The 26,558-nt window shown below is 60.6% G+C and carries 19 protein-coding genes; 7 read left to right on the top strand and 12 right to left on the bottom strand.

Annotated elements, in window-relative coordinates; all coding sequences use genetic code 11:
• Positions 1-827: 827 nt before the first annotated feature.
• The 5 genes from VGN12_20090 to VGN12_20110 all read left to right on the top strand — a co-directional run bounded on the left by VGN12_20090 (position 828) and on the right by VGN12_20110 (position 7,364).
• Positions 828-1,655, top strand: a complete 828-nt coding sequence (locus tag VGN12_20090; protein ID HEY4311758.1) for a hypothetical protein — start codon at positions 828-830, stop codon at positions 1,653-1,655.
• A 123-nt stretch (positions 1,656-1,778) separates the two neighbouring features.
• A complete protein-coding gene (locus tag VGN12_20095) occupies positions 1,779-2,174 on the top strand; it encodes a GxxExxY protein (protein ID HEY4311759.1) in 396 nt (131 codons plus the stop codon).
• 410 nt (positions 2,175-2,584) lie between these two features.
• On the top strand, positions 2,585-5,299 hold the full coding sequence (gene gyrA, locus VGN12_20100; GenBank protein HEY4311760.1) for a DNA gyrase subunit A: 2,715 nt from the start codon (positions 2,585-2,587) through the stop codon (positions 5,297-5,299).
• Between the two features lie 171 nt (positions 5,300-5,470).
• Positions 5,471-6,472 carry a GDP-mannose 4,6-dehydratase gene (gene gmd, locus VGN12_20105; GenBank protein HEY4311761.1) on the top strand — a complete coding sequence of 334 codons (1,002 nt, stop codon included), beginning with the start codon at positions 5,471-5,473 and terminating at the stop codon, positions 6,470-6,472.
• A gap of 226 nt (positions 6,473-6,698) precedes the next feature.
• Complete coding sequence (locus VGN12_20110; GenBank protein ID HEY4311762.1) at positions 6,699-7,364, top strand: hypothetical protein; 666 nt, start codon at positions 6,699-6,701, stop codon at positions 7,362-7,364.
• Between the two features lie 348 nt (positions 7,365-7,712).
• Here VGN12_20110 and VGN12_20115 read toward each other — a convergent pair whose 3' ends face one another.
• The 3 genes from VGN12_20115 to VGN12_20125 are packed head-to-tail and all read right to left on the bottom strand — an operon-like array spanning position 7,713 to position 9,960.
• Positions 7,713-7,928, bottom strand: a complete 216-nt coding sequence (locus tag VGN12_20115) for a CDGSH iron-sulfur domain-containing protein (GenBank protein HEY4311763.1) — start codon at positions 7,926-7,928, stop codon at positions 7,713-7,715.
• A 26-nt stretch (positions 7,929-7,954) separates the two neighbouring features.
• Positions 7,955-9,352 (bottom strand): hypothetical protein, encoded by a 1,398-nt coding sequence (locus VGN12_20120; GenBank protein HEY4311764.1) that lies wholly within the window; start codon positions 9,350-9,352, stop codon positions 7,955-7,957.
• A gap of 35 nt (positions 9,353-9,387) precedes the next feature.
• Positions 9,388-9,960 (bottom strand): sigma-70 family RNA polymerase sigma factor, encoded by a 573-nt coding sequence (locus tag VGN12_20125; protein ID HEY4311765.1) that lies wholly within the window; start codon positions 9,958-9,960, stop codon positions 9,388-9,390.
• A 330-nt stretch (positions 9,961-10,290) separates the two neighbouring features.
• On the opposite strand from VGN12_20125, the gene VGN12_20130 reads away from it, so the two are divergent.
• Positions 10,291-10,506, top strand: coding sequence for a DUF2158 domain-containing protein (locus VGN12_20130; protein ID HEY4311766.1), 216 nt, complete (start codon positions 10,291-10,293; stop codon positions 10,504-10,506).
• Here the strand turns inward: VGN12_20130 and VGN12_20135 are convergent.
• From VGN12_20135 to VGN12_20145, 3 genes are all read right to left on the bottom strand, one after another.
• Positions 10,458-11,891 (bottom strand): glycosyltransferase family 87 protein, encoded by a 1,434-nt coding sequence (locus VGN12_20135; GenBank protein HEY4311767.1) that lies wholly within the window; start codon positions 11,889-11,891, stop codon positions 10,458-10,460. The genes VGN12_20130 and VGN12_20135 overlap by 49 nt on opposite strands.
• A 412-nt stretch (positions 11,892-12,303) precedes the next feature.
• Positions 12,304-12,687, bottom strand: a complete 384-nt coding sequence (locus VGN12_20140; GenBank protein HEY4311768.1) for a hypothetical protein — start codon at positions 12,685-12,687, stop codon at positions 12,304-12,306.
• 364 nt (positions 12,688-13,051) lie between these two features.
• Positions 13,052-16,453: an FtsX-like permease family protein gene (locus VGN12_20145; protein HEY4311769.1), complete on the bottom strand. Its 3,402-nt coding sequence runs from the start codon at positions 16,451-16,453 to the stop codon at positions 13,052-13,054.
• Between the two features lie 264 nt (positions 16,454-16,717).
• On the opposite strand from VGN12_20145, the gene VGN12_20150 reads away from it, so the two are divergent.
• The gene (locus tag VGN12_20150) at positions 16,718-18,169 is read left to right on the top strand and encodes a hypothetical protein (GenBank protein ID HEY4311770.1); all 1,452 of its coding nucleotides are present in this window, start codon (positions 16,718-16,720) and stop codon (positions 18,167-18,169) included.
• A 57-nt stretch (positions 18,170-18,226) separates the two neighbouring features.
• On the opposite strand, the gene VGN12_20155 is transcribed toward VGN12_20150, so the two are convergent.
• The 6 genes from VGN12_20155 to VGN12_20180 form a co-directional block, all read right to left on the bottom strand.
• Positions 18,227-20,383, bottom strand: a complete 2,157-nt coding sequence (locus VGN12_20155; GenBank protein ID HEY4311771.1) for a serine hydrolase domain-containing protein — start codon at positions 20,381-20,383, stop codon at positions 18,227-18,229.
• Positions 20,373-20,897 (bottom strand): RNA polymerase sigma factor, encoded by a 525-nt coding sequence (locus VGN12_20160; GenBank protein HEY4311772.1) that lies wholly within the window; start codon positions 20,895-20,897, stop codon positions 20,373-20,375. Before VGN12_20160 ends, VGN12_20155 begins: the two co-directional genes overlap by 11 nt.
• Positions 20,898-20,986: 89 nt before the next feature.
• Positions 20,987-22,384 (bottom strand): serine hydrolase, encoded by a 1,398-nt coding sequence (locus tag VGN12_20165; protein ID HEY4311773.1) that lies wholly within the window; start codon positions 22,382-22,384, stop codon positions 20,987-20,989.
• Between the two features lie 338 nt (positions 22,385-22,722).
• The gene (locus VGN12_20170; GenBank protein HEY4311774.1) at positions 22,723-23,793 is read right to left on the bottom strand and encodes a hypothetical protein; all 1,071 of its coding nucleotides are present in this window, start codon (positions 23,791-23,793) and stop codon (positions 22,723-22,725) included.
• 302 nt (positions 23,794-24,095) lie between these two features.
• On the bottom strand, positions 24,096-25,688 hold the full coding sequence (locus VGN12_20175; protein HEY4311775.1) for a 2-isopropylmalate synthase: 1,593 nt from the start codon (positions 25,686-25,688) through the stop codon (positions 24,096-24,098).
• A gap of 521 nt (positions 25,689-26,209) precedes the next feature.
• On the bottom strand, positions 26,210-26,558 hold a 349-nt coding region (locus tag VGN12_20180), incomplete at its 5' end, for a glycerophosphoryl diester phosphodiesterase membrane domain-containing protein (protein HEY4311776.1).

The raw sequence follows: 26,558 nt of genomic DNA on the forward strand, positions 1-26,558 counted from the left end.
GTCCTGCGATCTTTAAACCGCGCGAGATCGATGCATCGCGCAGTCCAGGTCCTCGGGACGGGCGACAGGGCAAGAACTAGACCCATTTGCCGCCGAACGTCGTTAACAAACACAATCGGCCCTCAGGCCGAAATCGGCTAAGCACGACTATGCCACAAACGCTGGCCTAATTTCTAGAGGAAAAATTAGTGGCCCGTCGGCAGCGGGCAGTGACGAAGAAACAGAATGACGAATGTCTAATGTCGAAAGAAATCTGAAGGGCTTAATGACGAATGGAGGACAGACTCGCGACGCGCTACGCGTGCTTCGTCCTTCGACATTGGTCATTTAGTTTTCTTTAGACATTTGAGATTAGACATTCGACATTGCCAGAGAACCATCGCTGGCGCTTCGGGCTGGTGTGTTGATCGTGGCGTGTTGTCGTGACATGGTGCGTTTACCCCATTCATCATTCGGCACTCGTCATTCATTGTTCTGCCTTTCCGTCACTGCCTGCTGCCCTCTGCCACTTACTTCCTCCGTGTCTCCGCGGCTCCGTGGTGCAACGTTTTCGAACTTCGTGGGTATGGCTCCCGTTTCGATGGTCCTGGACGGAGTAATCGACAAGTTTTCCCCCGTCGATGCCGAGCCCTTTGCACGCGACAAGCCCTTGCCTAGGCGGGCTTTTTGCCACTTCTTTTTCACATGGGGACTTGAGCGGTTTCTCGGGTTTTGCCGGCGAGTGGACGGGCTCTCGGCGCGCGGTATAAACGAGTTTCTCGACACGCCGCTGTCGACGATCTCTTAGCATTTCGCAAGCTGCAATTCTGGAAAGGAAGCCCTGCCGGATGGACGAGCCCTTGGGACTGGCGAGCACCCTGGAAGACGAAACCTCGGTCACCTTCGTGAAGCAGTGGGACCGGCTGGTCAGCTCGACGAATTGGGACAAGGGACGCATCATCCACGAATGGCGGACCGCGCTCGTGGCATCGCAGGCGAGCGCCACACAATTCTCGGACGAGGCATGGAGCCGCCGCGTCGGCAATGTCAGCGGCCAGCACGTCGGCCGTCTGCGCCGCGTGTTCGAACGCTTTGACGAAGTGCGCGCCAGTTACGATGGGCTGTTCTGGAGCCACTTTCAGGCGGCGCTGGAATGGAACGATGCCGAAATGTGGCTCGAGGGAGGAGTGCAGAACGGCTGGTCCGTCTCGCAAATGCGCTCGTCACGCTGGCTGGCGATGGGCGCCCCGGACGACCTGCGGCCGCAAGAATCGGACGTCATCACGGCCGAGATGGACGAAGATTTTTCGGACGTGCGGCACGAGGTGGCGCAGATTGTCGACCCAGGCCAGAATGAGTCATCGGCCAGCGACGGCGCGACAGGGCCGAATTACAACGAAGGGCCCGACTTCGGTGACGAGCCGTACGAGGCGGAGGCGGTGGGCGAAGGAACTCCCTTCGATGCTGACGCGGCGGACTATCCGGCCGAAGCGAGCGCGCCGCCGACGCGTCCGTTCGAGAACTTGCCGACGTTGCCGCCTGATTTGGCCGAGGCATTCGAAAGTTTTAAGCTGGCGATCCTGCGCCACAAAGTTTCCGGCTGGATCGACGTGCCGCGCGACGACGTGCTGCGCGCGCTCGAGGCGCTGAACCAATTCGCCTGCGCGCCGTCTTAGGGCTAAGAGCGGCCACGAAAATCACAAAAAGCCACGAAAAGAAATGACGAGTTAAGTGGCTCAAACTATGCTGCGTTCCTAGGAGGTTTTCCTGAGCTGGATTGGCTTTCGTAGGCGGGCAGCATGAAGTTTGCAACGATTAATGAACTTTGTGATGTGGTGCGTGAGACGGCGTTTGCCATCCACTGTTTCCATGGCAGCGGTCACCTAGAAAAGGTTTACGAGAACGCGTTGGCCCATCGCTTGCAATTGCAGGGCCTTGTGGTCGCACAGCAACAGCCGTTATCGGTTTTCGACGAGGACGGAACCATCCTCGGTCGTTACTGCGCTGACCTGGTCGTCGAAGAGGTGCTGCTTGTCGAACTAAAAGCCGCGAAAGCGGTTGCCGACGAGCGCGTAGCGCAGTTGTTAGGCTATTTGCGATCGGCTCGCGTCGAGACGGGACTCCTGATTAACTTCGGAGGGCCAAAGCTGTTCGTAAAAAAATACCTGATGACCACTGCCGAGAAGCGTCCGTAGCGAGGCCGCAAACGATCCAGCATGGCACCATTCTTTTTGTGCTCTTTTCGCGTTTTTCGTGGCCGAATTGCAATTCCTTTCGCTAGTTGATGTCGCGCTGTTTGAGACGCTGCGGCGGTCGTTACTTGTGGTCGTTGGAGACGCGTTCCAACGCCTATCTCTGACGGTAGTTACGGCGACTGTTTTCAGCCGTGGGCGATTGTGAAACACCCTAAAAAACGCTATAATTTTTCACTGCGGAACCGCGGCCGGTTCTGCTCGCCTGAGCCCAACGGACGTGGGGCTTTCGCCGGGCGATTTCTCGAGGGCATGGTTGCCGAAAGGACGTTGATTTGGCTGAGAATCCCGAGAATCCCGACGATGCGGACGAAGAGTCCGTCGCCCCTGGTGAGGGGCTTTCCGCGGGGGATGTGAACGCCGGTCGGCTGTTGGATTTGCCGATCGAGGACGAGCTGAAGGACAGCTATCTGACGTACGCGATGAGCGTGATCGTCAGCCGCGCACTGCCCGACGTGCGCGACGGTTTGAAGCCGTCGCAACGCCGCATTCTGGTGGCGATGAACGATCTGAGCCTGACGCCGGGCTCCAGCCGTGTGAAGTGCGCCAAGATCTCGGGCGATACCAGCGGCAACTATCATCCGCACGGCGAAAGCGTGATTTATCCGACGCTCGTGCGCATGGCCCAGGAATGGAACATGCGCCACGTGTTGATCGACAAGCAGGGGAACTTCGGTTCGATCGCCGGGCTGCCGCCGGCGGCCATGCGATATACCGAAGCGCGCATGTCGCCGATCGCGGCGCTGATGCTCGAGGATTTGAAGCTCGACACCGTCGACTATGTTCCGACCTACGATGAGCGGCGCACGGAACCGACGGTGCTGCCGTCGAAGTTTCCGAACTTGCTGGTCAATGGTTCGAACGGCATCGCCGTCGGCATGGCTACCTCGATCCCGCCCCACAATCTGGGCGAGGTATGCACGGCGGCGATCAAGATCATCGACGATCCGGATGTTTCGGTCGACGAATTGATGGAGATCATCCCCGCCCCCGATTTCCCTACCGGTGGAATCATCTGCGGTCGGGCCGGCATTCGGCAGGGTTACCATACGGGGCGTGGCACGATCATCGTCCGCGCGCGAGCCCGCATCGAAGAGCATGGCAAGAATCGCTCGCGCATCGTCGTTACCGAGATTCCGTTTCAGCAGACGCGCGACCGCATCGAAGAGCGGATCGCGGAACTGGTGAACGAGGGCAAAATCCCCGGCATCTCGGCGATTCGCAACGAAAGCGATTTGAAGGAGCCGGTCCGCTTGATCCTGGAGATCAAGCGTGACGCCGATCCCGAGGTGGTGCTGAATCAGCTGTACCAGTTCTCGCCGCTGCAGGACACGATCTCGCTGATCTTTCTGGCGCTGGTAGACGGCAAGCCGCGCACGCTGTCGGTCAAGGAGCTGATCGCGGAGTTCATTCGCCATCGGGCCCACGTGATCCGCCGCCGCACGCAGTTCCTGCTGGCCAAGGCACGGCAGCGCAAGCACACGGTCGAAGGGCTATTGCTGGCGCATGCCAACATCGATGAAGTGATTCGCGTCATTCGCACCTCCAGTACGCAGGCCGAGGCCAAGGCCCGGCTGATGGGGATCGAATGTCCGTCGGCGCTGATGCAACGCGCGCTGGGAGACGTGGGCTTTGCCTCGTTCACCAGCGAGCGTGGCGATCGCGAAAGCTATACGCTGACCGCGGTGCAGGCGGATGCGATTCTGAAGATGACGCTCGGGCAGTTGGTCAACCTCGAGCAAGAAAAGCTCGGCGGCGAGTATCAACACCTGCTGGAAGAGATCGCCGAATATTTGCGGATTCTTTCCGACGAACAGAACATCCGCAACATCATTCGCGAAGACTTGATCGAGGTCAAGCGTAAGCACTCGGACGAGCGTCGCACCGAGGTCAGCGGCGAAGAAGTCGGCAATATCGATCTCGAGGACCTGATCGCCGAAGAGAATATGGTGGTTACGATCAGCCACCAGGGTTACATCAAGCGGACGCCGGCGAGCACTTATCGTGCGCAGCGCCGCGGCGGCAAGGGCATGAAGGGGGCGAAGACCGAGGAAGAGGATCCGATTCGCCACCTCTTCGCGGCCAGTACGCACGATTACCTGCTGTTCTTTACGAACCGCGGCAAGGTCTATTGGCAAAAGGTTTATGGGCTGCCGCAACTATCGCGCGAAAGTCGCGGCCGGGCCGTGGTCAATCTGCTGAACTTTGCCGAAGGGGAGAAGATCGCCGATTGTCGCGCCGTGCGCGATTTCTCGCAGCCTGACCATTACTTGATGATGGCCACGCGTCGCGGTCTGGTGAAAAAGACGCCGCTCGAACAATACAGCCGCCCGTTGAAGGGGGGCATCATCGCGATCAAGCTGCGCGAAGATGACGAGCTGGTCGATGTTGCGGTGACGCAAAAAGGGGATGAGGTTGTCGTCTCGACCAAGAACGGCATGGCCATTCGCTTCAACGAGTCGGACGCCCGGCCGATGGGACGCAATACCAGCGGTGTGAAGGGCATTAATCTGACGACCGGCGACGAGCTGGTCGGTATGGTCGTGGCCGATCCCGATGCAACGTTGCTCACGGCTTGCGAGCACGGATATGGCAAACGCACGCCGTTCGGTCCGAATAGTCCTTCGTCGGCCAGCGCCGGTGACGAGGCCGTCGGAGAGGAAGGTGCCGTCGTTGATGACCATGTCGCCGACGAGCCGGAAGTAGAAACAGCCGAGCCGGCCGAAAGTGACGAGGCCGACGGCGGCAACTCGTCGCATCGTTACCGTACCCAGCGGCGCGGCGGCAAGGGCCTGCGCGATATCAAGGCCACAGACCGCAACGGGCCGGTCGTCGGCGTCGTGAGCGTACGCGAAGACGATGAAGTTTTGATGATGACCGCGCGTGGCAAGATTCAGCGCATCGTGGCCGGCGAGATCAGCTCGATCGGCCGCAACACGCAGGGCGTACGAATCATGAGCCTGGACGAGGGAGACACGCTGGCGGCCGTGGTGCTCGTGCCTCGCGACGAAACGGCGGGCGAAGGCGAGACCGAGGCGCCAGAACCAACCGCAGAACCACCAGCCTAAGCGGGCGTACCACCGGCCTGGCAAGCAGACGCGCCGCAGGCCTGAGAATCAGGCATCCCACCAGCCTAAGCGGGCGTACCCTATAATTGGTCGTGCAAGGCGGCCCAACAAGCAGGTGTGCTACCTGCCTAGAGTGTTTTTTTCGTGTCCCATTAGTCGACGATATTCTCGATGGCAAAGCGCGCACTCATTACGGGCATCACGGGTCAAGACGGGTCGTACCTGGCCTCGTTTCTGTTGGACAAAGGGTACGAGGTCCACGGCATGGTGCGCCGTTCGAGCACCGAAAGCTCGGAGCGGATCGAACACCTGCGCGACCGCATCAAGCTGCACCAGGCCGACCTGCTGGATCAATTGTCGCTGGTGAACCTAGTGCGCGACGTGCAGCCGCACGAGGTTTACAACCTGGCCGCCCAAAGCTTCGTGCCGACCAGTTGGCTGCAGCCGCTATTGACCGGCGAGTTTACGGCGCTGGGTGTGACGCGCATGCTCGAAGCGATCCGTCTGGTCGACCCCACGATCCGTTTTTTTCAGGCCTCGAGCAGCGAAATGTTCGGCCGCGTGCGCGAAGAGCCGCAGACCGAGCAGACCCCGTTCTGGCCGCGCAGCCCTTATGCCGTGGCCAAGGCCTATGGGCATTTCATCACGGTCAATTACCGCGAGAGCTACGACATTCGCGCCTGCTCAGGCATTATGTTCAATCACGAATCGCCGCTACGGGGCAAGGAATTCCTGCCGCGCAAAGTGAGCGACGGCGTAGCCCGGATCAAGTTGGGCATGCAGGAACGGCTGCCTTTGGGGAACCTCGACGCCGAGCGTGACTGGGGCTTCGCCGGCGATTTCGTCCGCGCCATGTGGTTGATGTTGCAGCAGGATGAGCCGGACGACTACGTGATCGCGACCGGCGAAAAGCATTCGGTGCGAAAGCTGGTCGACCTGGCCTTTGCGCACGTCGGGCTCGACCCGGCGAAATACGTCGTGATCGATCCGGCGCTGTATCGTCCGGCCGAGGTCAACCATCTGCGGGGCGACTACAGCAAAGCCCGGCGCGTGCTGGGTTGGGAGCCGACGATCGATTTTCCCGCGCTGATCGCGATGATGGTCGATGCCGATCTGGAACGGGTGGAGCGGGAACTGGCCTCGGGCGCAGCGGGAAGCTCGCCTATCGGCTAGTTCGCCGATAGGTTGTTGCGGCTCGTTAAAGATCGCGTGATCATTACGCATCTTTTGGCAGCGTTCTCGCGTTTGTTTCCCTTTTTCGTTGCTGCGCGCGAGAATGCAGAGAATGGCGATCGGTTCTCCGGCTTTTGCACCGCGCCGGCTTTCGCGCGACGCTGCCCGGCATTTCGTGGCGGTGGTACTTTTCTGTGGTGCATGGAAGGGGTCGACGATGAAAGGCGTGGTATCTGCATCACTGGCCGGCGCTGTGGCCGGATTTCTGGCGGCGCTCGGTGTGGTGGGTGGCACAGTATCGGGGCCGCACGGCGGCGGCCTGACGGACGTCAGCCTGCTGGCGGTGGCGGCGGCACGCGAACCCGGCGCAGCGACGATCGGCGATAGCACCGCGCCGGCTCCTGCCCAGCAGGTTCCCACGGATCCGCAAGAGTTGGACGTGGCTTACGCCGACATATCGCTGAAGCTATTGAAGCTCGACTTGCAAAAGATGACCGATCTGCAGGCCCGCGTGCGCGGCTCGATCACGGCCAGCCAGTTCGACCGCGTGGACGGGCAGGTGCGCGTGGCTGAAGAGTACTTGCGGCTGACCCGACAGGGGAAAGGAACGCGCGGGGCGCACAATGTTCTGCGAGCGCGCGAGGCACTGCGCAACGCCGAGTTCGTGTGGAAGACCGCCCAGCAAGTGAAGGTAGCGGCCAACGCGATCAGCGATATCGAACTGGCGCGGCTGCGGATGGTGATCGAGGTCGAACGGGTGATGGTCGTTCGTGCCGAGGCGGCCGCGGCGAAGAATTCCATGATCGACGACTTGGCCTGGGAAAACGACCAGATGCGCGACGAGGTGCAACGCCTGCGTTATCGTTTCGAGGCGTTGACGGCGCGGCGATAGTCGCTGGGTGATAGTCGCCACGAAAAACGCGAAAAGCCACGAAAAGAAGGCGGGGAGATATAATCCGCAGATTGCACAGATTTCGCAGATGAGGAACTACGGAAGAGTTTGGCCACCGAGGCCACAGAGTCCTCCGAGGGTACGAGGGGCGATAAGAAGCGAGGCATCGGCGCCTCGCTTTTTTAAATCTGCGCAATCTGCGGATTAAGCCTGTCTGCTTTGGTTTCTTCCTCTTCGTACCGTTTCGTGTTTTTTGTGGCTTTCTTCGTCCGGCAACGGAGAATTAGGAACCCTTGCTGGCGCTGCGGGCTATTTGCTCGCTCCAGAGAAGTTCGTACGTTTGCGCCGCTATTGTTTTGTGGCCAGGTTGGCGGCTTGAAAATCGCAGGCGCGGTGCGCGCCGTCGCAGAATGGCTTGTTCGCGGATTGGCCACAGCGGCAGAGGGCGATGTTCGGCTTGTCACCAGAAATCGTGAACGCGTTTCCTTCGTGATCGACGATCGTCACCGGCCCCTCGACCACCAGCGGTCCGTTGGCGCGGCAGCGGATGCGAACTTCAGGCATAACACGTTTCCTTGTCTCGGACTTCCTTATTTCGGACTGTCCGGTGGAGTCTCTGCAGAGGACGTCTCGGGGGCGACGTGCAGGATGATCAGGGCACGTGTTGTATTTCCAGACTGGCTTTGCCCTTGAACTGACGGTACATCCGCGGGCGCCGTGGGCTCGGGCGTGGTCGGTGGCGCTACTGGCATTTGCTTGAGCTGAACCTGACGCAGGGCCCTGGCTTGCGGAGTCGCTTTTGCGTCCTGCCCCGCTGCGCTGGAGCCTTTCGTTCTCGCAATGTCAGAGACGCCGAACGTCGATTGCGCCGCGGCGAGCGGAACCTGCCGGGCGCGGTTAAGTGGCGATTGCTCATTCGAATGGCTGTCGGACGAAGGCTTGCTACTCGCTCCGGCGACGCCAGTCTCACCAGGCTTGGAAGCTGTTGGCGCCGTGGATATATCCGACGATTGGTCGTAGGTGACCAACGCCTCGGGCGGCGCCGCGACGCGATTGAACCGGACGTTGCGAAAAGTCTCGCTGGCCGACAGCGAGTTGATCGCCGTTTGCAATTGCTCGGTGTTGGCCAGAACGTAGACCGCGTCGGATGTGGTATCCGAGGGTAAATCTTTTTTCTCCGCCGCTTCCTGTTTGTCAGCGGCTGTCGACTGCAAAGCCACGGCGTCTTTATCTTGTGCCGTCGACTTGGTTTTCATGGCCGATGGTTCCCACGCGATTTGATTTGCCATCAGCAGGCCGCGCAGGTCGGCTTCGGCGACAGCCGCCGAAGTGACGTCGCATTCGACCACGAGCAAGTGATCGTTCCCGGTGTCGAACAAACTAAGGTCAGCTTGCGTCGCCACGGCATCGGAAAGCATCGCGCCTGCGGCTTGAACGTCGCGTGCCACTTGCGAAGGGGGCGCCGGTGCGGCTTGGGGAGCATGAGCGGGCGCGGCCATGGGGCCAGGGACCGCCTTCTTGGCTGCATGCTTTGCCAACGCCCGAACGGCTGGCGCGCCGCCGGCATTCAGCTCCCCGCCGGGCGGCGCAGGTACGATGGCCACTTGTTGCCTATCCGGCGAGAACATCATGACCACCAGGCTGGCCGCCACGGCCAGGGTCGACCAAATCAGCGGTCGCTGCCAACGTCGCCATGACAAAAGGGGCGGATGGTCGTCGTTCCGCGGGGCGATCGACGTCGGTGACACCGTCTGCGAGGGCTGCAACATCTCGCGCTCGGCGCGGCGCAGCACGCGATCGGCGAAACCTCGCTCCAGCGATTGCCGCGGCAGGCCTTGCAAGCTCGCACGCAGGGCCGTTAGTTCCTCGAGCAATTGCCGGCTCTCAGGCTGCGTGGCAAGCAATCGCTCGGCGCGCAGCAACTCTTGGCCCGACAGCTCGCCATCGAGAAAGGCACTGATCAGTTCATCATCCGGAACGTTCGTCATGGAATTATGTTCGCGGTGGACCTCGGCGCGCTCAGCTAGGGCTTCTCGATCTGCAGGGTTTCCTTGAGCAGTTCGCGCATTTGCGCCCGCGCGCGGTGCAACCGGCTGCGGACCGTGCCGACCGGCAAGTCGAGCACCTCGGCGATCGTGTCGTAATCGCAGCCATCCATTTCGCGCATCACCAGTACAGTGCGGTATTCTTCGGCCAGCGACTGCAGGGCGGCTTGCACGCCTGCGGCCGTTTCTTGCTGTTCGATTCGCACACCCGGGCTCGCAGCGGCATCGGCCAGGTTGCCGGCGCGCAGGGCACCTTCGCCATCGAGCGATTGGTTGTTCTTCGTACGGCGGCGATGGCTGGCGGCGATGTTAAAGGCGATACGGTACAGCCACGTATAAAATGCGCTGGTGCGACGAAAGTCTTCGAGCTTGACGAAGGCCTGCACAAAGGCATCCTGCACCACGTCGTAGGCGTCTTCGTGGCGGCCGGAAATGTGCTTCATGGCGTGAAACAATCGGTCCTGGTACCGAGTGACGAGCTGACCAAACGCGTCGGGGCGGCCCGCCAGCGCATCGCGGATCAAACGATCGTCGTCGATTTCCAGACCCACGATTGAGACGTCCCCCGCCCGACCAAAGTTCCCGCACCTGGGCGAAAGATGGCCATAAAACCGGCCGCCCACCGGTCCCTCGATTCGACCGCGGCTTCCGCCCCCCGCGTCTCAATCATCCGGAAGCCCGGCGGGGAAGTCAAACCGGGCGGCTGTATGGCCTTCAATGCGTCAGGCCCGCTGATAAGATAGACTTGCTTGTTCGGGTCCCGTACGCCCCGGGACGCGCTGGGCGAATCGCGATCAACAGGCCTGTTTGTGCGCCGACGTGCACGTGATGCCAAGCCACGAGTATTCAAGGCGACCAGCAGGCCGAGCCGAGGGACCGGGATGCCACAGTTCAAGGTGGGAGACTTCGTAATACTGCGCGATGGCGGGCAGCCGATGAAGGTGGCGCGCGTGGGGACCGATTCCCAAGGGCATCCGCTAGTGAATTGCACCTGGTTCGCCGCCGGGCTATCGCAGGCGGGCGAGTTCCGGCCGGGGCAGTTGCGTGTCTATGCGCCCGAGTTGCCTGACGTAGCAAACCCGCCGCTGGGTAGTTGATTCGTCCAGCGACGCAGCAGGCCGAATACGGCGTTGCGAATTGTGCGCGGTTCGTTGGCCGTGGCTCGGTTCCGGGCCATCGTCCACAGCAGGACGGCGCCCACCAGATAGGACGACCAAAGCATGTGCCCCGCCGCGCGCGCCAGCGGGACGGTGAACAGCGCCAGGCCGACGATCCATACGAGTGCAACCGCGTGCTTAGAGATCTCAAAACGCGCTTGCGACATGATCACGGCCAGTGCCGGCACGACGGCGGTCAGGTGGTAGCTCCACACAACGGGCGAAAACCAGACCGTACAGAGCAGCAACAAAGCGATCTCGGCGCCCCAATCGGCGGGCGAAAGCGCGCTGGCCGGCCGCCGGAGGACGACGATCATCGCGGCAGCCAGCATGCCGAGAATCGCGGCGCTGGCGATCGAGAGTGCCTGCGGCGAGAGGTCGGCCACGGCCATCTCGGGAAATCCGCCGCGCGTCGTTAGCAGACGCCGCATGAAGACCAAGGTCGATTGGTTGGTGATGCGATCCTCGTCAACCCACGATTCGCCATGCATTTGATCGTTTACGGTGCCCATGGCGCCAGTATGGAAAAATGCCGCGTGCTCTTGCCACGATTGCTTTACGCCGAAAGCGGGCAGGCAGAGCGTGATATCGATCGCGATGACCAACAGCGTGGCGATCAGGGCCGGCTGCCATTTGCGCTTTAGCAGCAAGTAGCCGATGCCGATGACGGGGAGCAATTTCAACCAGACGGCGCACCCCAATAGCAGGCCACCGCGCCAATGCCGGCCACGGCTGGCTTGCACGAGGCCGGCCACCATCAGCCAGACCATCGCGACGTGAAACGCACCGATCAAAAACCCATCGGCCGCGATCGCGAGCGCCAAGAGCCCGGCCGCCATCGTGCCACGCGCGGCGTCGCGGGGATCGCTGGCCGGCAGGAGACCGTGACGGACGGTCGACAGCAGCGCGAACCAACTGCCGACATTCAGCAAGTAGTAGATCGCAGCGCCCAGCCACACGGGAAGCAGCGTGAATGCCAAGAAGGCGACGTCGACCGACGGCAGATAACGGTTCAGCGCCGTATAGGGATGCCGGAAACCATATTCGGATATGAACAGGGCACTGTTGATAAAGTCGAGATAGTCGCAACCCTGATTCGTAACGGCGCGCACGACCGCTAAGGGGAGCGCCGCCAGCACGACCGCTAACGTGATAAAGATTGCCAGGCGCGGCTGACAAAGGCGTGAGAGAATATCGGGGGGCGGCGAGGTACGGTCAGGATTGCGTCCGGTATCAGCAGGCTGATGCCGGACGCCGAGACCCTCGTGCGCTTCATCAGCGCGGGGCGCGGTAAGCAACAATAACGATGCAGCCAACGGGGCCATGTTTAATTCCGTCCTGACGCGGGCGCGACGAACGATCGACTGCCAGAGCAGTCAGCCTGTTCAGCACGGAACCACGTCAATAAACCAGGCCTGCCCCGAACAGTGGCCACAAGGTGTGGTCCACGTAGACGCTTAATAGAATCCCGAACTCACGCTGCGCCAGACTTCATCGCTCGAAGTATTGCCGTGCTGTCATTGAACCTGCTGGCATTTCCCTAACCATGGCAGCGCGGCAATCAGCGATCGTTGCGGCTGACCTAGTACCAGGAATCGAGAGCGAAGGTCAAGGGGAATTCGCGTCGGGGTGACCGCTGCCGGAGAAACGCCGGGGTAAACTGCCCCGGGGGCGAATGCCCCGGTTATGCCTGGCAAATGTGGAATTACTTGCTCGGCCTAGGCTCTACCAGCACTGTCAACTCGGACCGTGGAATTCGATGCGCGTTTCTTGCACGCGCTGGCCGATGAAAATATCGCGACGCTCGACTTTGCCAGGTAGCATTTGTAACGCGCGCTCGTGCCGGTCCGCGTCGGGCAGTGGCACGTGTATAAGGATGATCTTTCCCTGGGGGGCCGTGACGCGCGCGATTTCGGCCAGGGCGTTCGTCGAAAGGGGCGTCCGTTCGACGATGACCTGCGAAACGCTGCCATTAGCCAAAGGAATACTGTCCGCCCGACCGACGATCAAATTCGGAATCGGCTGGCCGCGCTCGGGCCCCAAGGTCTTGACGCGACTGCGATTGAGGTTCACGGCCCCCGGATGCCGTCCCTCCCCCCCGATGTCGAGCGTAATCGTCATGGATTCCCAGAACGGACGGCAAATGTCAAAAAATTCAGTGCATTGAAATTGAACTGCAGGGCGATTTGATTATAGAGTTGAATAGTGGGGGATAACGAAGGCAAGGACGCATTGGTCGCTCAGGTAAAGGAGCCGATGTCGTGCAGCATTCCCATCTCAAGTCGAACCGCCTGGATGTCTTCGGGGATTCGATGCTAAACAAGCTGACTGCTCGCAGCCGCCGCCAGCGGAAACGTCAAGCGAGCAAAAAGCGTCGCGCGGCATGGCCCGCTCGCGGCTACGACATGTTCGACGATTAACATGTCGCTCCGGGATCAGATCTTTTTGCGTCTGACTCCGCGCGCCGTGGTTTGATCGAACGGCTCTACTCGCCTCGCAGCGTAGCCACAATCGGTGCGCGCATTGCCGCGCGCACGGCGAATAGCCCGGCCGCTAGACCGACGATCAATACCAGGCCGAGCGTGGCGATGATCGAGAGCCAGGGCAAATGGGCGCCGCCCGGCGCGAGGTGAGGAAAGACGGCCACGAGCGCCGCCAGGGTGCCAATCCCCAGCCCGCCGACGAGCAGTATTGCGTTTTCCCACAGGACGAGTTGCGCGATCAGCAGGCGCCGAAAGCCCGCGGCGCGTAACAAAGCGAGCTCAGCGCGGCGTTCGACAATATTGCGCAATTGCACGGCGGCCAGTCCGAAGGTGCCCAGTAGCAGCCCCAGGCCGCCCAGGCTTTGAAACGTCGATAGATACGTATTTTGCACCGAGTAATATTCGGCCAGGCGTTCGGTCGCCGGTTCGGCATCGAAGCCAAAATCGCCCAGTGCTTTCTCCAGCGTCTGCTGCACGCGGGCTTCGTCCGCGGCCGGAGTGTCGATGAGAAAAAAGCGACGGCCGCTCGAGTCGGGAAAGTATTTCAGAAAGTCGCGCTCGCTCATGAGCACCGATCCCTGCAACACGCTGCCTGCCAATAGTCCCACGACCTGCGTTTGCAACGGTTCGCCGTGGCCGTCGGTGATCTGATACCGACTTCCCACGCCGCTTAGATGCAGGCTGTACATGGCCGTGGCCTCGTCGAGGACAATCGGGATCACGGCATCGTCCGGACCCGCATCGGGCAACGATCGATCGAGAAGCAGCCACGGGTTCCCGATCTCGGCGGGCGTAGTGGCTGACGATTTCGACCAGGCGAAACCGCCTCGTTCGATCAGCGCCTCGGGCAGCCCAAGCACGCGCGGCTGCTGGGCCTGATAAAGGTTCAAGCAACTCGCGTCATCGCCATTGGACACGCGCAGCGAGAAAACCTTGATGCCATCGACGGCTTTTTGATCGGCCGAGGAAAAGCCCAACTCGGTCTGACCATCGTCGGTGCTGATATCTTGATAGATCGGCTGGTCCGATTCCGCGACAAGCGTGAAGCCGCCGGTGCCGCTGTCGAATCCTGCGCGCGGTTCGAGGCGAAAGGCGCCAATCGCCACGATCAGAAAGCTGGCCGCGGCGATCAGGCCAATTGCGAGCGTGCTACGGCCTGGATTCCTCGCGGCATTGCTGTAGGCGAGCCACACGAGCGCGGCGCGGCCGCGGTTGACGAACGACTGGGCCGCGCCCGAGCGAAACTGTCCTGAGACGACCGCTAATAGTGCCACGAGCAACATAGCGCCCGAGCCCATGAAGGCGAGCGCCTGCGCCATGTCTCCCAGCCGGCTGCCCGCCACGCCGGCCGCAAGCGCCCCGATGATGGCTGCAACTGCGACGACCTGCGCGAAGCGTGGTTTTTTGGCGATTCCGGTCGTCGGCTCGCTGACACGATCGGCCAGTAGCGCCCGCACGTTGACCTGGCGCAACCGCGCGAGGGACCTGTAAATGACAGCCAGCGAAATCAGCACTCCCGTGAACGTCCCGATCACAATCGTCAAGGGCTGCACCGACAGCACCAGAAATGGTGTGCGAATCGCCGCCAGCCACCATGTTCGTAGCGCGGCAATCATCAGCCAGGCATAGCCGACGCCAATCGCGGCGCCGACGATGGCCCCGATCAGAGAAACCACGGCGCCTTCACTAATCAACAATCTTCGCACGCGGCGCATCGGCCATCCCACGGCCAGCAGCAGGCCCACTTCGCTTGCCCGTTCCTCAACTCCCAGCCGAAATAGGATCGCGATCAGCATCAGCGCCGCAACGATGATGAAAAAGCTGAATCCCAAGAACAAGTATTGGAAAGGAGTTGTGCCGGTGGCCGCTTCGATCGCGCGCAGCTTCACGGGCTGGAAAGCGAAGCCTAGATCGACCGGCGTGGGTCGTAAGCGATCGGCCAGCTTTTCCGCGGTGCGACCATCGCCGGCCGGAATGCGCAGTGACGTCGTGTCACCAAAACGGCTACCCCACAGTTTTCGCGCGGTGGCCAATGAGACGAACGCCTTCGGCGTGGCCTTGTGGTCGTCCCAGTATTCTTCGTCGCGCGGCCGCACGCGCTGGCTATCGAACGGAAACGGCGGATTCCAATCCGAGATCGACAATTGATCGGTCACGCCGGGAAGCGTGGGGGTCAGATTCGGATCGGCCGCGGGGCCCGACAGCGGCAGAATCGCGGCCAAGCGCAGCTCGACGGTATGCTCGCTGACTTTGCCGTGCGTACTTTCGGGCTCGAAGTACGTCATGCGAATTGTGTCGCCGATTTTTGCCTGCAAATCGTCGGCGGCCCAACTGTTGAGAGCAATTTCGTCGGCCGCGAGCGCGGCGACCGGCTTGCCGTCGATGTTTTTGAAACCGTCGGCGGGCGCGGCTTTGTCGAAGTCGATGCCGATGACGGTCGAATAGGGAATCTCGCGGTCCCCGTCGGCCAGCGTGTTGGCCAGGTAAGTGAGCGTAGCCTGGGCGTCGAGCAAGCCGAACGCTTCTTGGGCCGCGTCGAGCACGGCGGGCTCGAACAGCATGCGGTCACTTTCCAGCAAGAAATACCCGAGCGGCGCTTCGCGAATCGTGAGGCCGTAATCGTCGGTCAATCGCGGCCGCAACATTGCTTGCAGCGCGGCGTGTGCCGTTTTCAATTCAGTGGGCGAGGCGTTGTGGAATTCGCCGCCGACCAATAGCGCGTTCACCTTGCCCGGCTGTTTGAGAATCTTTTGCAGATCGGCGACATTCAGGAAGGCGTCGCGCGGAGTAGCTTGGTTCGGACGCAAGGCAAACCGGCCCAAGCCCTCGGCCGGAATGATGCGGCTCACGGCGAGGCGCAGATTGGTCACGGTTTCTGTCTTGCGCCCCAGCGCGCTGTCGGCCGGCACGTCGCGTGATACCGGCAGCCGGACGATGACGTCACTGCCGATCGAAAGCCCCAACTCGGTGGCCAGCGCTTCGTTGACGCTGATCTCGCCGGCGAGCGGCGCGGCGAAGTCTGCAGCGTCCCTGTTGGACAGTTGAGCAAATCGATCGTCGATGCCCAGGATGTTGACGTGCGTGGCGCGGCGGTGCGAGGTCGGATCCTCGACCGTTCCTTCGAGCATGGCGACGGGAACCGAGGCCGAGAAGTATTCCTGAAATTCCGGCGCGCCGCTTAGCTCGTTCGCCAGCTCGGCGCGAAAGAATCGCGGCACGGCCAGCACTTCATCGATGCGCTGCAAGCGGTCGAGCGCCAGGTTTCGCAGGCTGTCGCGCACCGAATCCCCAACCACGAGCGCGCCGGCCAAAACGGCCGTGGCGGCGGCGACCCCCAATGCGACGGCCAGGTGAATCCGCCGATGCTGGACGAGGCCGGCGATGAGTAATCGAAAAAAAGACATTCGCGATGCCGTAGGAAGGATCCTGGAGCTGAAAACAGGAACGCTGGTGGTTAGGAGGGGCAGTCCCCAGATTATTGCCGCAAAAAGGAATCGTCGTAAGCCCCGCGCGGAAGGTGTTGACGGTTGCATATGTTCTTGCGGGAACGCCTTGCTAGTTCCCCGTTCCGAGGGTATTGCGACGCGCAGCACAAGACTAGGCTATGAAGGCATTGTATTGCTCATTCGAAGCGTCCGAGGATTCGCCCCCTACCCGAGATCGCAACGATGTTCGACGCCATGTTCTTCGCTTTGATGATCTTGCCAACGATGCTTTTCTTGCCCGAGGAGAGCGCGCTGGACGTTGGTAGTCGTAAGCAGTTGTTTTTCGATGATCGGTTTATCGCGCAATCCGAACGCGTGACATTGCGGACTAATCCGGCCCAAAAACTGGGGCAGATTCTGGATGCCGAAGGGAAGCCGCTGTTGGGGCACGTCAGCCGCGTCATCGACGACGGTGGGAAGGTGCGCCTGTACGTTGGGCATGACGGTGTCGCGATTTACGAAAGCGACGATGCATTGCATTTCAAGGCGACCGGTAAATCGATCGGCGGCGGCAGCTTCTCGACGATCTTCGTGGATCCCCACGATGCAGATCCCGCCCGACATTACAAACTGTTTCTGCTAAAGAGCCAGGCGAAGTTCGATCGCGCCACCGATGGCGTGTTTGCGTTCACCTCCCCTGACGGGCTGAATTTCACCGAAGTGGGGCGCGTGCTGCCATGGTTCACCGACAATCCCACGATCGTCCTCTGGGACGAACGCATCGCGAAGTATGTCATCTATGTGCGGGCGTTGGCTTATGACTCCGCGAATCAGCGCCGCATCTCGCGCATCGAGGTCGATGATCCGCTGCGACCGTGGCCATTTCACGAGTCGAACGACGCGCGACCATTCCTGAGCACGGCCAACGTGCCCGTCGTGTTGCAGGCCGACGACCAGGACGATCCTGATTCCGACATCTACTACAACGCAGCGACGATCTACGGTGAAGCACAAGATGCGTACCTGATGTTCACGACGCAATTCCGCCATTTCTCGCCGCAGCGGCACCCGTTTATCGTGCCGCCACGGACTGGGCAGTGGGAGGATTTTGGTCCGCTGGAAGTGCAGTTGGCGACGAGCCGGGATGGGATTCACTGGCACCGGCCCAGCCGTGAAGCCTACTTCCCGACGGGGCTACCTGACGAATGGGACCGTTGGTACGCCGTGATGGGGCCGGGCGTGATTCGCTGCGGCAACTACTTATATCAGTATTACAACTCGAGCGGTCGCCTGCATGACGGCGCCATCTTGCGCACCGAGTATGCGGACGCGGCGCCGCAACTGGGAGGGATCGGTATCGTGCGTCAGCGCTTGGATGGCTTTGTCTCGGCCGACACCGATCACCAAGGGGGCTGGCTGCAAACCCCGCTAGTCAAGTTCGCGGGAAACCGTTTACGGTTGAACATTGATACTGGCGCGATGGGGACCGCCTTTGTCGAACTACGTGATGCCCAAGGCGCGCCGATTCCCGGCTACACGCTGGCGGATTGCGAAGAGGTCGGCGGCAATTTTCTCGACCAGCGCGTGTACTGGAAGGGGAACTGCGACGTCGGACCATTGGCAGGCCGGCCCGTCAGCATTTACTTGAAACTGAAGCGAGCCAAGCTCTACGCGTTCCAGTTCGTCGCCGAGTGACGCATCGTCGAGGTCCTCGATCTGTCGCCATCGACGGAGTTCGTCGCTCACCCGTCACTAATCGGCATTCTCGCGAGCATTGGCTGCTGCCTTGATCGCCTGGCGGTTCGCGGCGGTCATGGAGACGTCTTGTAGGACTTGCGTCTGTTGTGAGGTCACTGCGCGAACCTCGAGTTTGACCGTCTCTTGTGGGGGATGCCCCATGCGCGAGAGTAGCTCGACCAGGTCTTCTTCGAAGCGCTTTTGCCATCGGTTGCCGTACTTCTGTCGGCTAAAGGCGAGAATGTCGTCCGTAGTGAGACCATCCAACGACAAAAGCTGATACCACTGGTCGTCGATTTTGACCTCTGGTCGAGATTCCTGCCAACGCACCGCGGCGAAGGGAGACTTCTTGGCAAAGGCTTCTTTTTCGAAACGTTTCGCACTGGCCTGTACGATCTGCCACGCCGCCTCTGTGCCCCGCTCCATGTCGCCGTCATTCGCCGTCACGGCGACCACGGTCTTTGTTTCAGGAACAAAGATCACGAACGCGTACCAGAGCGTGTTCGATCCAAAGCTCCAGTACTTGGCGGTCGACGTCGCGCCCCCGGCATCTGACCTGATCCAACCCCATGCGTTCTGGCCAAACTCAGGAGTATGCAGCAAGCGGTAAGTTTCGGTGGAAAGCAATTTGCCTTCGCCCTGTTCTCCGCGCAGGTGTTCGTTGGCGTACGTGCAGAGATCGCCGAGCGTCATATGCACCATGCCCGAGGGGGCCATGATGGCGGTATTGTCAGCCTTGTCATCGACGGCGAGTTTTCTGGTTCCAAAAGCTTGATGCCCGCGAGGCTGTTCGAGCTTTGCGTCCGAACTTGTAGGGGGACCAAATCCAGCACTGGCGAGATTCAACGGTTCGAAGACTTCCCGCCGGACGAGGTCTTCCCAGGTGTCGCCGGTCACTTGCTCGGCCATTGCCCCGGCGATCGTGTAGCCCACATTCGAGGCATATCGATTGCCCGCGAGAAATGGACGCTTCTCGGCCATGATATTCAGCACGGCAGTACATCGTGCTCGGGTGCTTTCGCGCCCCAGCGGCGGACGCACTTGCAAAACCTCGGCGGGGAAATTGGCGGGCGCACCCGAGGTGTCGGTGAGTAGCTGCCGCAGCGTGATCGATTGCCAAGTCGGATCAAGGGTCGCGTTAGGGAAAACCTCGGCCACGGTGTCCGACCATTTCATACGTCCTGCTTCGACCAGTCGGGCGATCATCGTGACGGTGATCGATTGCGTGATTCCGCCCAGGTGCCAGCGGTCGCCAATCTCGACGGCCACGCCGCTTCCCTTTTTTCTCTCGCCGCTGGCGGCGGCTGCCTCGAGCCGTCCGTCGACGGTCATCATCGCGGCCAGGCCGACAAGATCGTTCTCCTTGCGCAGATCGTCAACCAGGCTGGCCAGCGCAACGCCTGCCGGTCCGTCGCTTTGGGGTGGACCTTCGTACTTGGCATCGGACGCTGCAAACAGGATCGCCATGATCACGGCAGCGATAGCGCCCAAAAGAGCCACGATGAACCAGCGCCTGGCAGGGTTTATGCCCTTGCTGCTCGATTCGGATATCTCGGTAACCGGCCCATCGTCGAGGCTTGCCAACAGTGCCAACAACTCCTGGCGCCGCGGCGCGAGCTGCACACGCACGGCGCGTTGATTGATGTAATCGACGAAACCGTTGATTGTCACGAGAAAAGCGAACAGGAAGCTCCCGAAGCCGAGTCCGAAAAGCCAATGCAACGAGGCTACGTCGCCGGCGACGTGTGCAAAGAATACGAGCTCCGAAACGAAAAGTGGTAGCAGGTACCACCAGAAGACGTTGCGCAGCAGCCAGATTTGATGATCGACCTGGCGCAAAGACTCGCGCACCGTCGTTAGTAGCGGCGCGCCTGGCTCGATGGGGCGCTGCGGATGGCGCCATCGATCGACCAGAAAAAATCCAGCCACCCACATCATCGCCGGTTCGGTGAGGTACCAGGTCCACGGTAGCGCAAGCCAGGCGCCCATCACGGACCATACGGGGATGAACAATAGTGCAACGGTGATCTCGAGGGTATCTCGGCGCAAAATGAGGGCCCGGAAATCGCGTTGGTTCCGCTCGACCTCTTTGCGCAGCAGCTCGGCATCGACCGTAACTCGGGTCTGCGACGAATCGGCCCGCCATGCCTCTTGGAATTTGTCAGGCGTCATCGGCACCCCCCCTCATCAGGTCACTCAGGGCCTTTTTCGCGCGGTTCAATTTGACGCCGACATTGCTCTCGGAAATACCCAGCACTTCGGCCATCTCGCGATAGCTCATTTCTTCCAGGTAAAGCAGCACGAGCGCCGCGTCAGCCTTTGGCAATTGATGAATAGCCTGATAGAGCTGTGCGACGGTTTCGCGCTGCTGAGCTTGCTGGGCGCTTGTCGTACCGTCGGAGGCCGGAACTTGCACCTCGATCAGCGGTTGCTGTCGGATGCGGCGCGGCTTGTCCTTCCGCTGCCAATTCATGGCCGTTTGCAACGCCACGCGATAGAACCAGGTGGCCGGGCTGGCCTTGCCCTCGAAGCACGGCACCGACCGCCAGGCCTGCAGCAGAATCTCTTGCGCGAGATCCTGGCATTCATCGCTGGTGAGCGTGTAAGCGCGCGCCACCTTCATGACCGCAGTGCCATGGTCCGCCAGCCACGTCATGAAGAGTGACTTATGGTCATCGTCCAGCAAAGCAAACCCTTGTCATGCCCTATGGCACGTCAGGCCAATTCCAAGTCGTGCCAAATTCTCTTGGACGTCCGGTCGTAGGCATGGACCGTTCAATTGTCGATCCTTTTCGCCGTCTGCTGGATGCCGTTCTGATGCAGAATCAGACTCTTGGCAGGGCCGGTTTTCGTCAACTTGAACTCGAGGGTGGCATCGACTCCACGGTACGACCAGCGACTCGGCGAGTCGGGGTAGACTTCTTGCGTGGCTTGATTGGTGATGCCCACCATCAGATGCCCGTCACGATCGCGCACATCGAAGATGAAATCCGGCTTCAGTTGATAACGACCAACCAGGCGGGCGCGAAGTTCCGCATCGACGCCCGGCGGGTTCTTGCCCTCGACAGGTTTGTTGGCCGGTTCCAGCTTTGGCTCGTGGCCTGCCCCCTTCAGTAGCAATTGCATGGCCAGCTTGTCGACTTCGTCAGTGCCCGTGTTGCAGAGGATGATGATCGCCGAGCGCAAATCGCGATTGATGAAGAGCGCGGCGTGAAACCCGCCGGTCTGACCATTGTGCCATCGAGTTTGACCATCGCCGGCGATCATCCAGCCCAATCCCATCGCCGAACCGGACGCATCGGCCGCGGTGTGTTGCTTCCAAGCCAATTCGATCGCCTCGCCCAGCGGGCCTGCGGGGGGCGTCAATTGAGCTCGCGCGAAACGCATCATGTCGCGCAGCGTGGCATGAATGCCGCCGGCGCCGGGCAGGTCGGCAAACGTCCACAGCGAGGCTTCGGTATTGAAAGCACTGTGGGGCGTGGCATGCCGCTTCACCTGATCACTCGTAAGTGACACGGTGCAGTCGGTCATCTTCAGCGGGTCCGCGATGGCTTCTCGCAATAGCCGCTGATAGGACATATCGGCCTTTTCGGCGATCAAGTACCCAAGAACCGAAACGGCGAGATTCGAGTATTCCTGCGTCTCACCGGGCGCGCGAGGAAGTTTGTATTGATCGAAAAACTCCGCGGCTTTGCCGGAGTTGTACTTCGCGTAGGGATCGGTTAAATCGGTCAGCGGCAAATTCGTGGGAAGTCGCGGCAGGCCTGACCGGTGGGTACTGAGATCGAGCCATGTGATCGAGCGACCGTCGCGCGCTGGCAATCGAATACCTGCCGCGTTGTTCGTCGCTGCGGCGGCCGCGAGATCGATCTTGCCTTGCACCACGGCACGGGCCAGCAAGAGCGACGTAAAGACTTTGCTCACCGAGCCGATTTCGTAAAGGGTCAGATTGCTGGGCTTGTCCTTGGCCTGGTTGCAATGCCCCAGGTGTACCGTTCCATAATGGTCGCCGGCGATGTAACCAATCGACATCCCGTTGACGATTTGATTTTCGATCAAAGGGGCAGCGAGTTTTTCGACGGACTCATCTGTCAGATTTTGGGATGAGGCGGTCGAGATACCAAAACAGCAGGTCGCGACCATGCCAAGCAGGATGAAACACAGACGCTTCATGGTCGAATTCCTTAGCAAGAATAAAGTGCCCCGGGACTTTCGCGCGGAGCGCGGTGCGCGCATCGAAATCCCTGACCCGCCAGGCGCGCCACCCTCTAGAGCGGCAAGATCGCTGGCGATCGTCGTTCGGCCATTAAATACCCCGATTTAGAGGTATTAGTAACAGAAAACGCCGACAACTTACAGAATTCGCGAGGATTGTGTAATCGGCGCACCTGGATCCCTCGGTTCCGCTCTGGTGGCGGACCGTCTGTCGATGATATGCACCGCGCACGGTACACGATGAGCGTGGGGTATCTCAGCGAGCCGCCTCGCGTCGGGCTCGGCGCGATGCGTCGCTAAATCTCGACGTGGGTGATGCCCCCGACTTCGTCGAAATGGCCGATCTTCAGAATCACGCCGTTCGAGCCTGGCATTTCCGCGACGAAGGCGGGATCCACGACGATGAGCGGCGGTGTCGAAACCGCTACGGCGACCGACGACATGTAGGAAATCGTAAGTGACAGAGCGACGAACCAAGGCAGGCTGCCGGTGGCAATGCGCACCAACTGCTTGCGCTTGGCGGAGGTTAGCTCGTGGTCGATACAGTATTGATCGACCACGTCTACTCGCTGGAGTTGGCTGGTCAGATCGAGCATCTCGTCGAAACTGCAGCCCTCGGTTCGGCACTTGCGAAACGTTTTGGCCGTACGGAGCGCGAGCTTGCGGCGCGTGAATTCCAGATGCGCCTGGTAAGCATCGAGCGCCTTTTGTTTGCGATCGATGGCATATTTCATCACTCCTCGCGGCATGGCCAGCCCCAGGTTCACCGCGGCTTGCATCGCCTGCAATGGTCGCCGATAGCGGGCCAGGCGTCGATACTCGGCAAAGACTTCCGCTTGCACTTTCGCGATGGCGGCCGTCAGGTCTTCGCCCGAGGTGAGGATCAAATCGTCGCCGACTTCAACGCAGAGTGGTTTGAGGTAATAAACCTTTGCCCCCTGCTTTTTGGCCGGTCCGCTGAGGAATTCGTCGAGCCGGGTTTGCACGCTCCTGGGGATCGTGTCGATAATCTTGTCGAAGTGTTCTTCCTCGGTGACCGTGACGAAGAATCGACCTTTGGGAAGCCGGATCGAGGCTTCGAATAGATTGAGCTCGCGCACTTGCGTGAAGTCATCGCGGTGCTTCTTGATGACCGACTTCCAACGCTGCTCCTGTGCCGTAAAGGGGCGCGTCTCGCGCAGCATCGTCTCGGCCAAGGCCTCTTTGGCATCCTTGGGCGGCACCCAGATTGTGTTCCCCACCCACGCTCCGAAGGGCTTGAGCTCTTGTTCGAGCGTGAACTTTTCGGTGATCGGCGGCTTGGCGATCGAGGGGGCCACGCGGCGAAAAGAACGTGGCTTTACGGGGCGGTGGATGGTCGTTGGCATGTTTGTCTCCACGAAAGAGAGGCGACGCAATACCGAACTCAGCAATCAAGAATCGAGCAGTCTGCTCGACGATGGCTCCGCTAACAGGTTCGCAGACAGGGCGAGGCTTGTGCCATGGAATCGCGCACGTGACTGGCTACGGCCGAGGCCGTAGCGTCATTGTCCCGGTGTTGCCGATGATTAGCAACAAAGATTTGCTGCGCCCTGCAAGCGATCGTTGAAGATCGGTAGTGAACTAACGGAATCGGAGCACGCAAGTACCGGGCTGTCGATCCGGTAGTTGCGTGCCCGAATATTCTGTGTCACGACGCGTTGCCAACAGCCTTGGCTTCGGCCGTTTTGCCGTCGTGTTCCAGTTGGGCGGCGACGCGGTTCACGGCGTTTAAGAAGGCCTGGGCGCTGGCTTCGACGCTATCGGTCGAGACGCCTCGGCCGCGATAGATCTGGCGTTGGTGCTCGACTTCGACCGTCACCTCGGCCTGGGCGTCTTTGCCCATGGTGATGCTATGCACGTTGAAGTCGCGGCACACGACCTCTACGCCGGTGATGCGTTCGACGGCGTGAAACAGCGCGTCGAATGGTCCGTCACCGACTGTAACTTCTTCCGTGACTTCATCGTTGCCGCGCCGCAACGTCAGCGTGACGGTGGGCGGCACCTGGCCTGACTCCGCCACCAGGCGATAGCCGGCGATGGTCCAGGTTTCGGGGACCTCGCGGATTTCCTGGTCGATCAGAGCCGCGATATCGGCGTCATAGACTTCTTTCTTCTTGTCGGCCAGCACTTTGAACTGCTCGAAGACCGTCTGCAGTTGCTCGGTATTCAGGTGGTAGCCCAAGGCTTTGGCGCGATCGGCCAGTGCGGCGCGTCCGCTGTGCTTGCCCAAGACCAGGTCGGTCTTGGCCAGTCCGACATCCTCGGGGCGCATGATCTCGTAGGTGCTGCGCTCTTTCAACATGCCGTCCTGATGGATGCCCGCTTCATGCGCGAAGGCATTTCGGCCGACAATCGCTTTGTTGCGCTGCACCTGAATGCCCGTGATGTTCGACACCAGCCGGCTGGTGGGGACCAACCGCTCGGTAACGATGCCCGTGCGGGTGTGATAGTGATCGTTGCGCGTGCGCAGCGCCATCACGACCTCTTCCAGGGCACAGTTGCCGGCCCGTTCGCCGATGCCGTTGATCGTGCATTCGATCTGGCCGGCGCCGTTTTCGATCGCGGCCAGGCTGTTGGCCACTGCCAGGCCCAGGTCGTTATGGCAGTGAATGCTGATCACGGCGCGATCGATGTTGGGCACCCGTTCGCGCAGAGTGCGAATCACGCCGCCGATGTGCGCCGGCGTGGCGTAGCCCACCGTGTCGGGAATATTGACCGTCGTGGCACCGGCGCCGATCGCGGCCTCGACTACCTGGCACAAGAAATCGATCTCGGTGCGCGAGGCGTCCTCGGGCGAGAATTCGATATCGGGACAGTAACTGGCAGCACGCGTGACCGACGCTACGGCGCGGCGGATGATCTCGTCCTTGTCCATCTTCAACTTGAATTCGCGATGGATGGCGCTGGTGGCCAGGAAGACGTGGATCCTCGAACGCTCGGCCCCCTTCAGTGCGTCCCACGCGCGATCGATGTCGTCGTTGGCCGAGCGGGCCAATCCGCAGATCACGGCGCCGCGCACGTTGCTGGCGATCGCCTTCACGGCTTCGAAGTCACCTGGGGAAGCGATGGGAAAGCCGGCCTCGATAATGTCGACCCCCAGGTCGACCAGGGCCTGGGCCACTTCCAGTTTCTCGGTGATGTTCATGCTGGCGCCGGGCGATTGCTCGCCGTCGCGCAGCGTGGTGTCGAAGATTTTGATCGATCGTTCGGCGGGGCGTTTGGCGTTTTCGTTAGCGGTCATGGTTTATTCCTTGGCGATTCGTCGTGAGCGTGGTCGAACACAAAACGTGCGGTGCAGGGGGCCGACCCTAGGCCGGCCCGGTAAGCACCAACCACGCCCTGGTGGGCGTCTGGGTTCGCTCGCCACGGGTTTCGCCGAAGTTGCACATGGTACGCGTGTATCGCGGGATGCGACGTTTGTTGGAAAACGGCTGTTGCTAGAACTAGAAAACGACGCTTGCTACCGAAAGATTGTAAGGCATCCGCCGGGCAATAAAAAAACCCTAAGGCTTTCTCAGCCTTAGGGTTCGTATGCTTGGCAAAGCGTTTCGGAAGTCTTCCGAGCGTACGAACCCTACCGCTTGCCTAGGGCAAGCAACCGCAATTCGAGCGGAAGTAGGTTCAAGCGCGCCATCAAAAGCTCCAAAAACGGGGACGGGCTATCTAATACCCGTCGCTCTGAACTCTAGCTAACAGATGAGGGGCGGTCAAGAAGAATGGTTCGGCCGGAAACGCCGGCAAATCCATAAATTCCAGGGTCAATTAGGTAGCATTCCTGAACGAACCAACGCGGAAATCATACGCTGCGGCGACCGTCAGAAAATAGAGCGGCATGGTCAGGATCACACCCACGTAGCACAGATACATCCCCATCACGCTCAACAAGATGGCAATCAGGTTCAAGAAGGCCAGTTCCCAGAACCGGTGCCGCGTGGCTTCCCAGCTCACGTCCAGGGCGGTCGACAGCGAGTAGCCGCGATCGACGATTGTCGGCAGGACGAACATCGTGCGCGTGCCGATCCAGATCGTCCAGATCATTTGAAACATAAGGCCCAGCAACTGCAGGGGAAAGAAGAGGGCGAAGACAGCCACCTGCGGCGCCTGATTCCCG

The organism is Pirellulales bacterium (assembly GCA_036499395.1).
Lineage (GTDB): Bacteria > Planctomycetota > Planctomycetia > Pirellulales > JACPPG01 > JACPPG01.

Excerpts from the sequence above, each read along its gene's own strand:
- VGN12_20170 (HEY4311774.1), bottom strand. The coding sequence starts at position 23,793 with ATGCCAACGACCATCCACCGCCCCGTAAAGCCACGTTCTTTTCGCCGC.
- VGN12_20135 (HEY4311767.1), bottom strand. The coding sequence starts at position 11,891 with ATGGCCCCGTTGGCTGCATCGTTATTGTTGCTTACCGCGCCCCGCGCT.
- VGN12_20150 (HEY4311770.1), top strand. The coding sequence starts at position 16,718 with ATGTTCGACGCCATGTTCTTCGCTTTGATGATCTTGCCAACGATGCTT.
- VGN12_20145 (HEY4311769.1), bottom strand. The coding sequence starts at position 16,453 with ATGTCTTTTTTTCGATTACTCATCGCCGGCCTCGTCCAGCATCGGCGG.
- VGN12_20165 (HEY4311773.1), bottom strand. The coding sequence starts at position 22,384 with ATGAAGCGTCTGTGTTTCATCCTGCTTGGCATGGTCGCGACCTGCTGT.
- VGN12_20115 (HEY4311763.1), bottom strand. The coding sequence starts at position 7,928 with ATGCCTGAAGTTCGCATCCGCTGCCGCGCCAACGGACCGCTGGTGGTC.
- VGN12_20155 (HEY4311771.1), bottom strand. The coding sequence starts at position 20,383 with ATGACGCCTGACAAATTCCAAGAGGCATGGCGGGCCGATTCGTCGCAG.
- VGN12_20090 (HEY4311758.1), top strand. The coding sequence starts at position 828 with ATGGACGAGCCCTTGGGACTGGCGAGCACCCTGGAAGACGAAACCTCG.
- VGN12_20130 (HEY4311766.1), top strand. The coding sequence starts at position 10,291 with ATGCCACAGTTCAAGGTGGGAGACTTCGTAATACTGCGCGATGGCGGG.
- VGN12_20095 (HEY4311759.1), top strand. The coding sequence starts at position 1,779 with ATGAAGTTTGCAACGATTAATGAACTTTGTGATGTGGTGCGTGAGACG.
- gmd (HEY4311761.1), top strand. The coding sequence starts at position 5,471 with ATGGCAAAGCGCGCACTCATTACGGGCATCACGGGTCAAGACGGGTCG.
- VGN12_20175 (HEY4311775.1), bottom strand. The coding sequence starts at position 25,688 with ATGACCGCTAACGAAAACGCCAAACGCCCCGCCGAACGATCGATCAAA.
- VGN12_20140 (HEY4311768.1), bottom strand. The coding sequence starts at position 12,687 with ATGACGATTACGCTCGACATCGGGGGGGAGGGACGGCATCCGGGGGCC.
- VGN12_20120 (HEY4311764.1), bottom strand. The coding sequence starts at position 9,352 with ATGACGAACGTTCCGGATGATGAACTGATCAGTGCCTTTCTCGATGGC.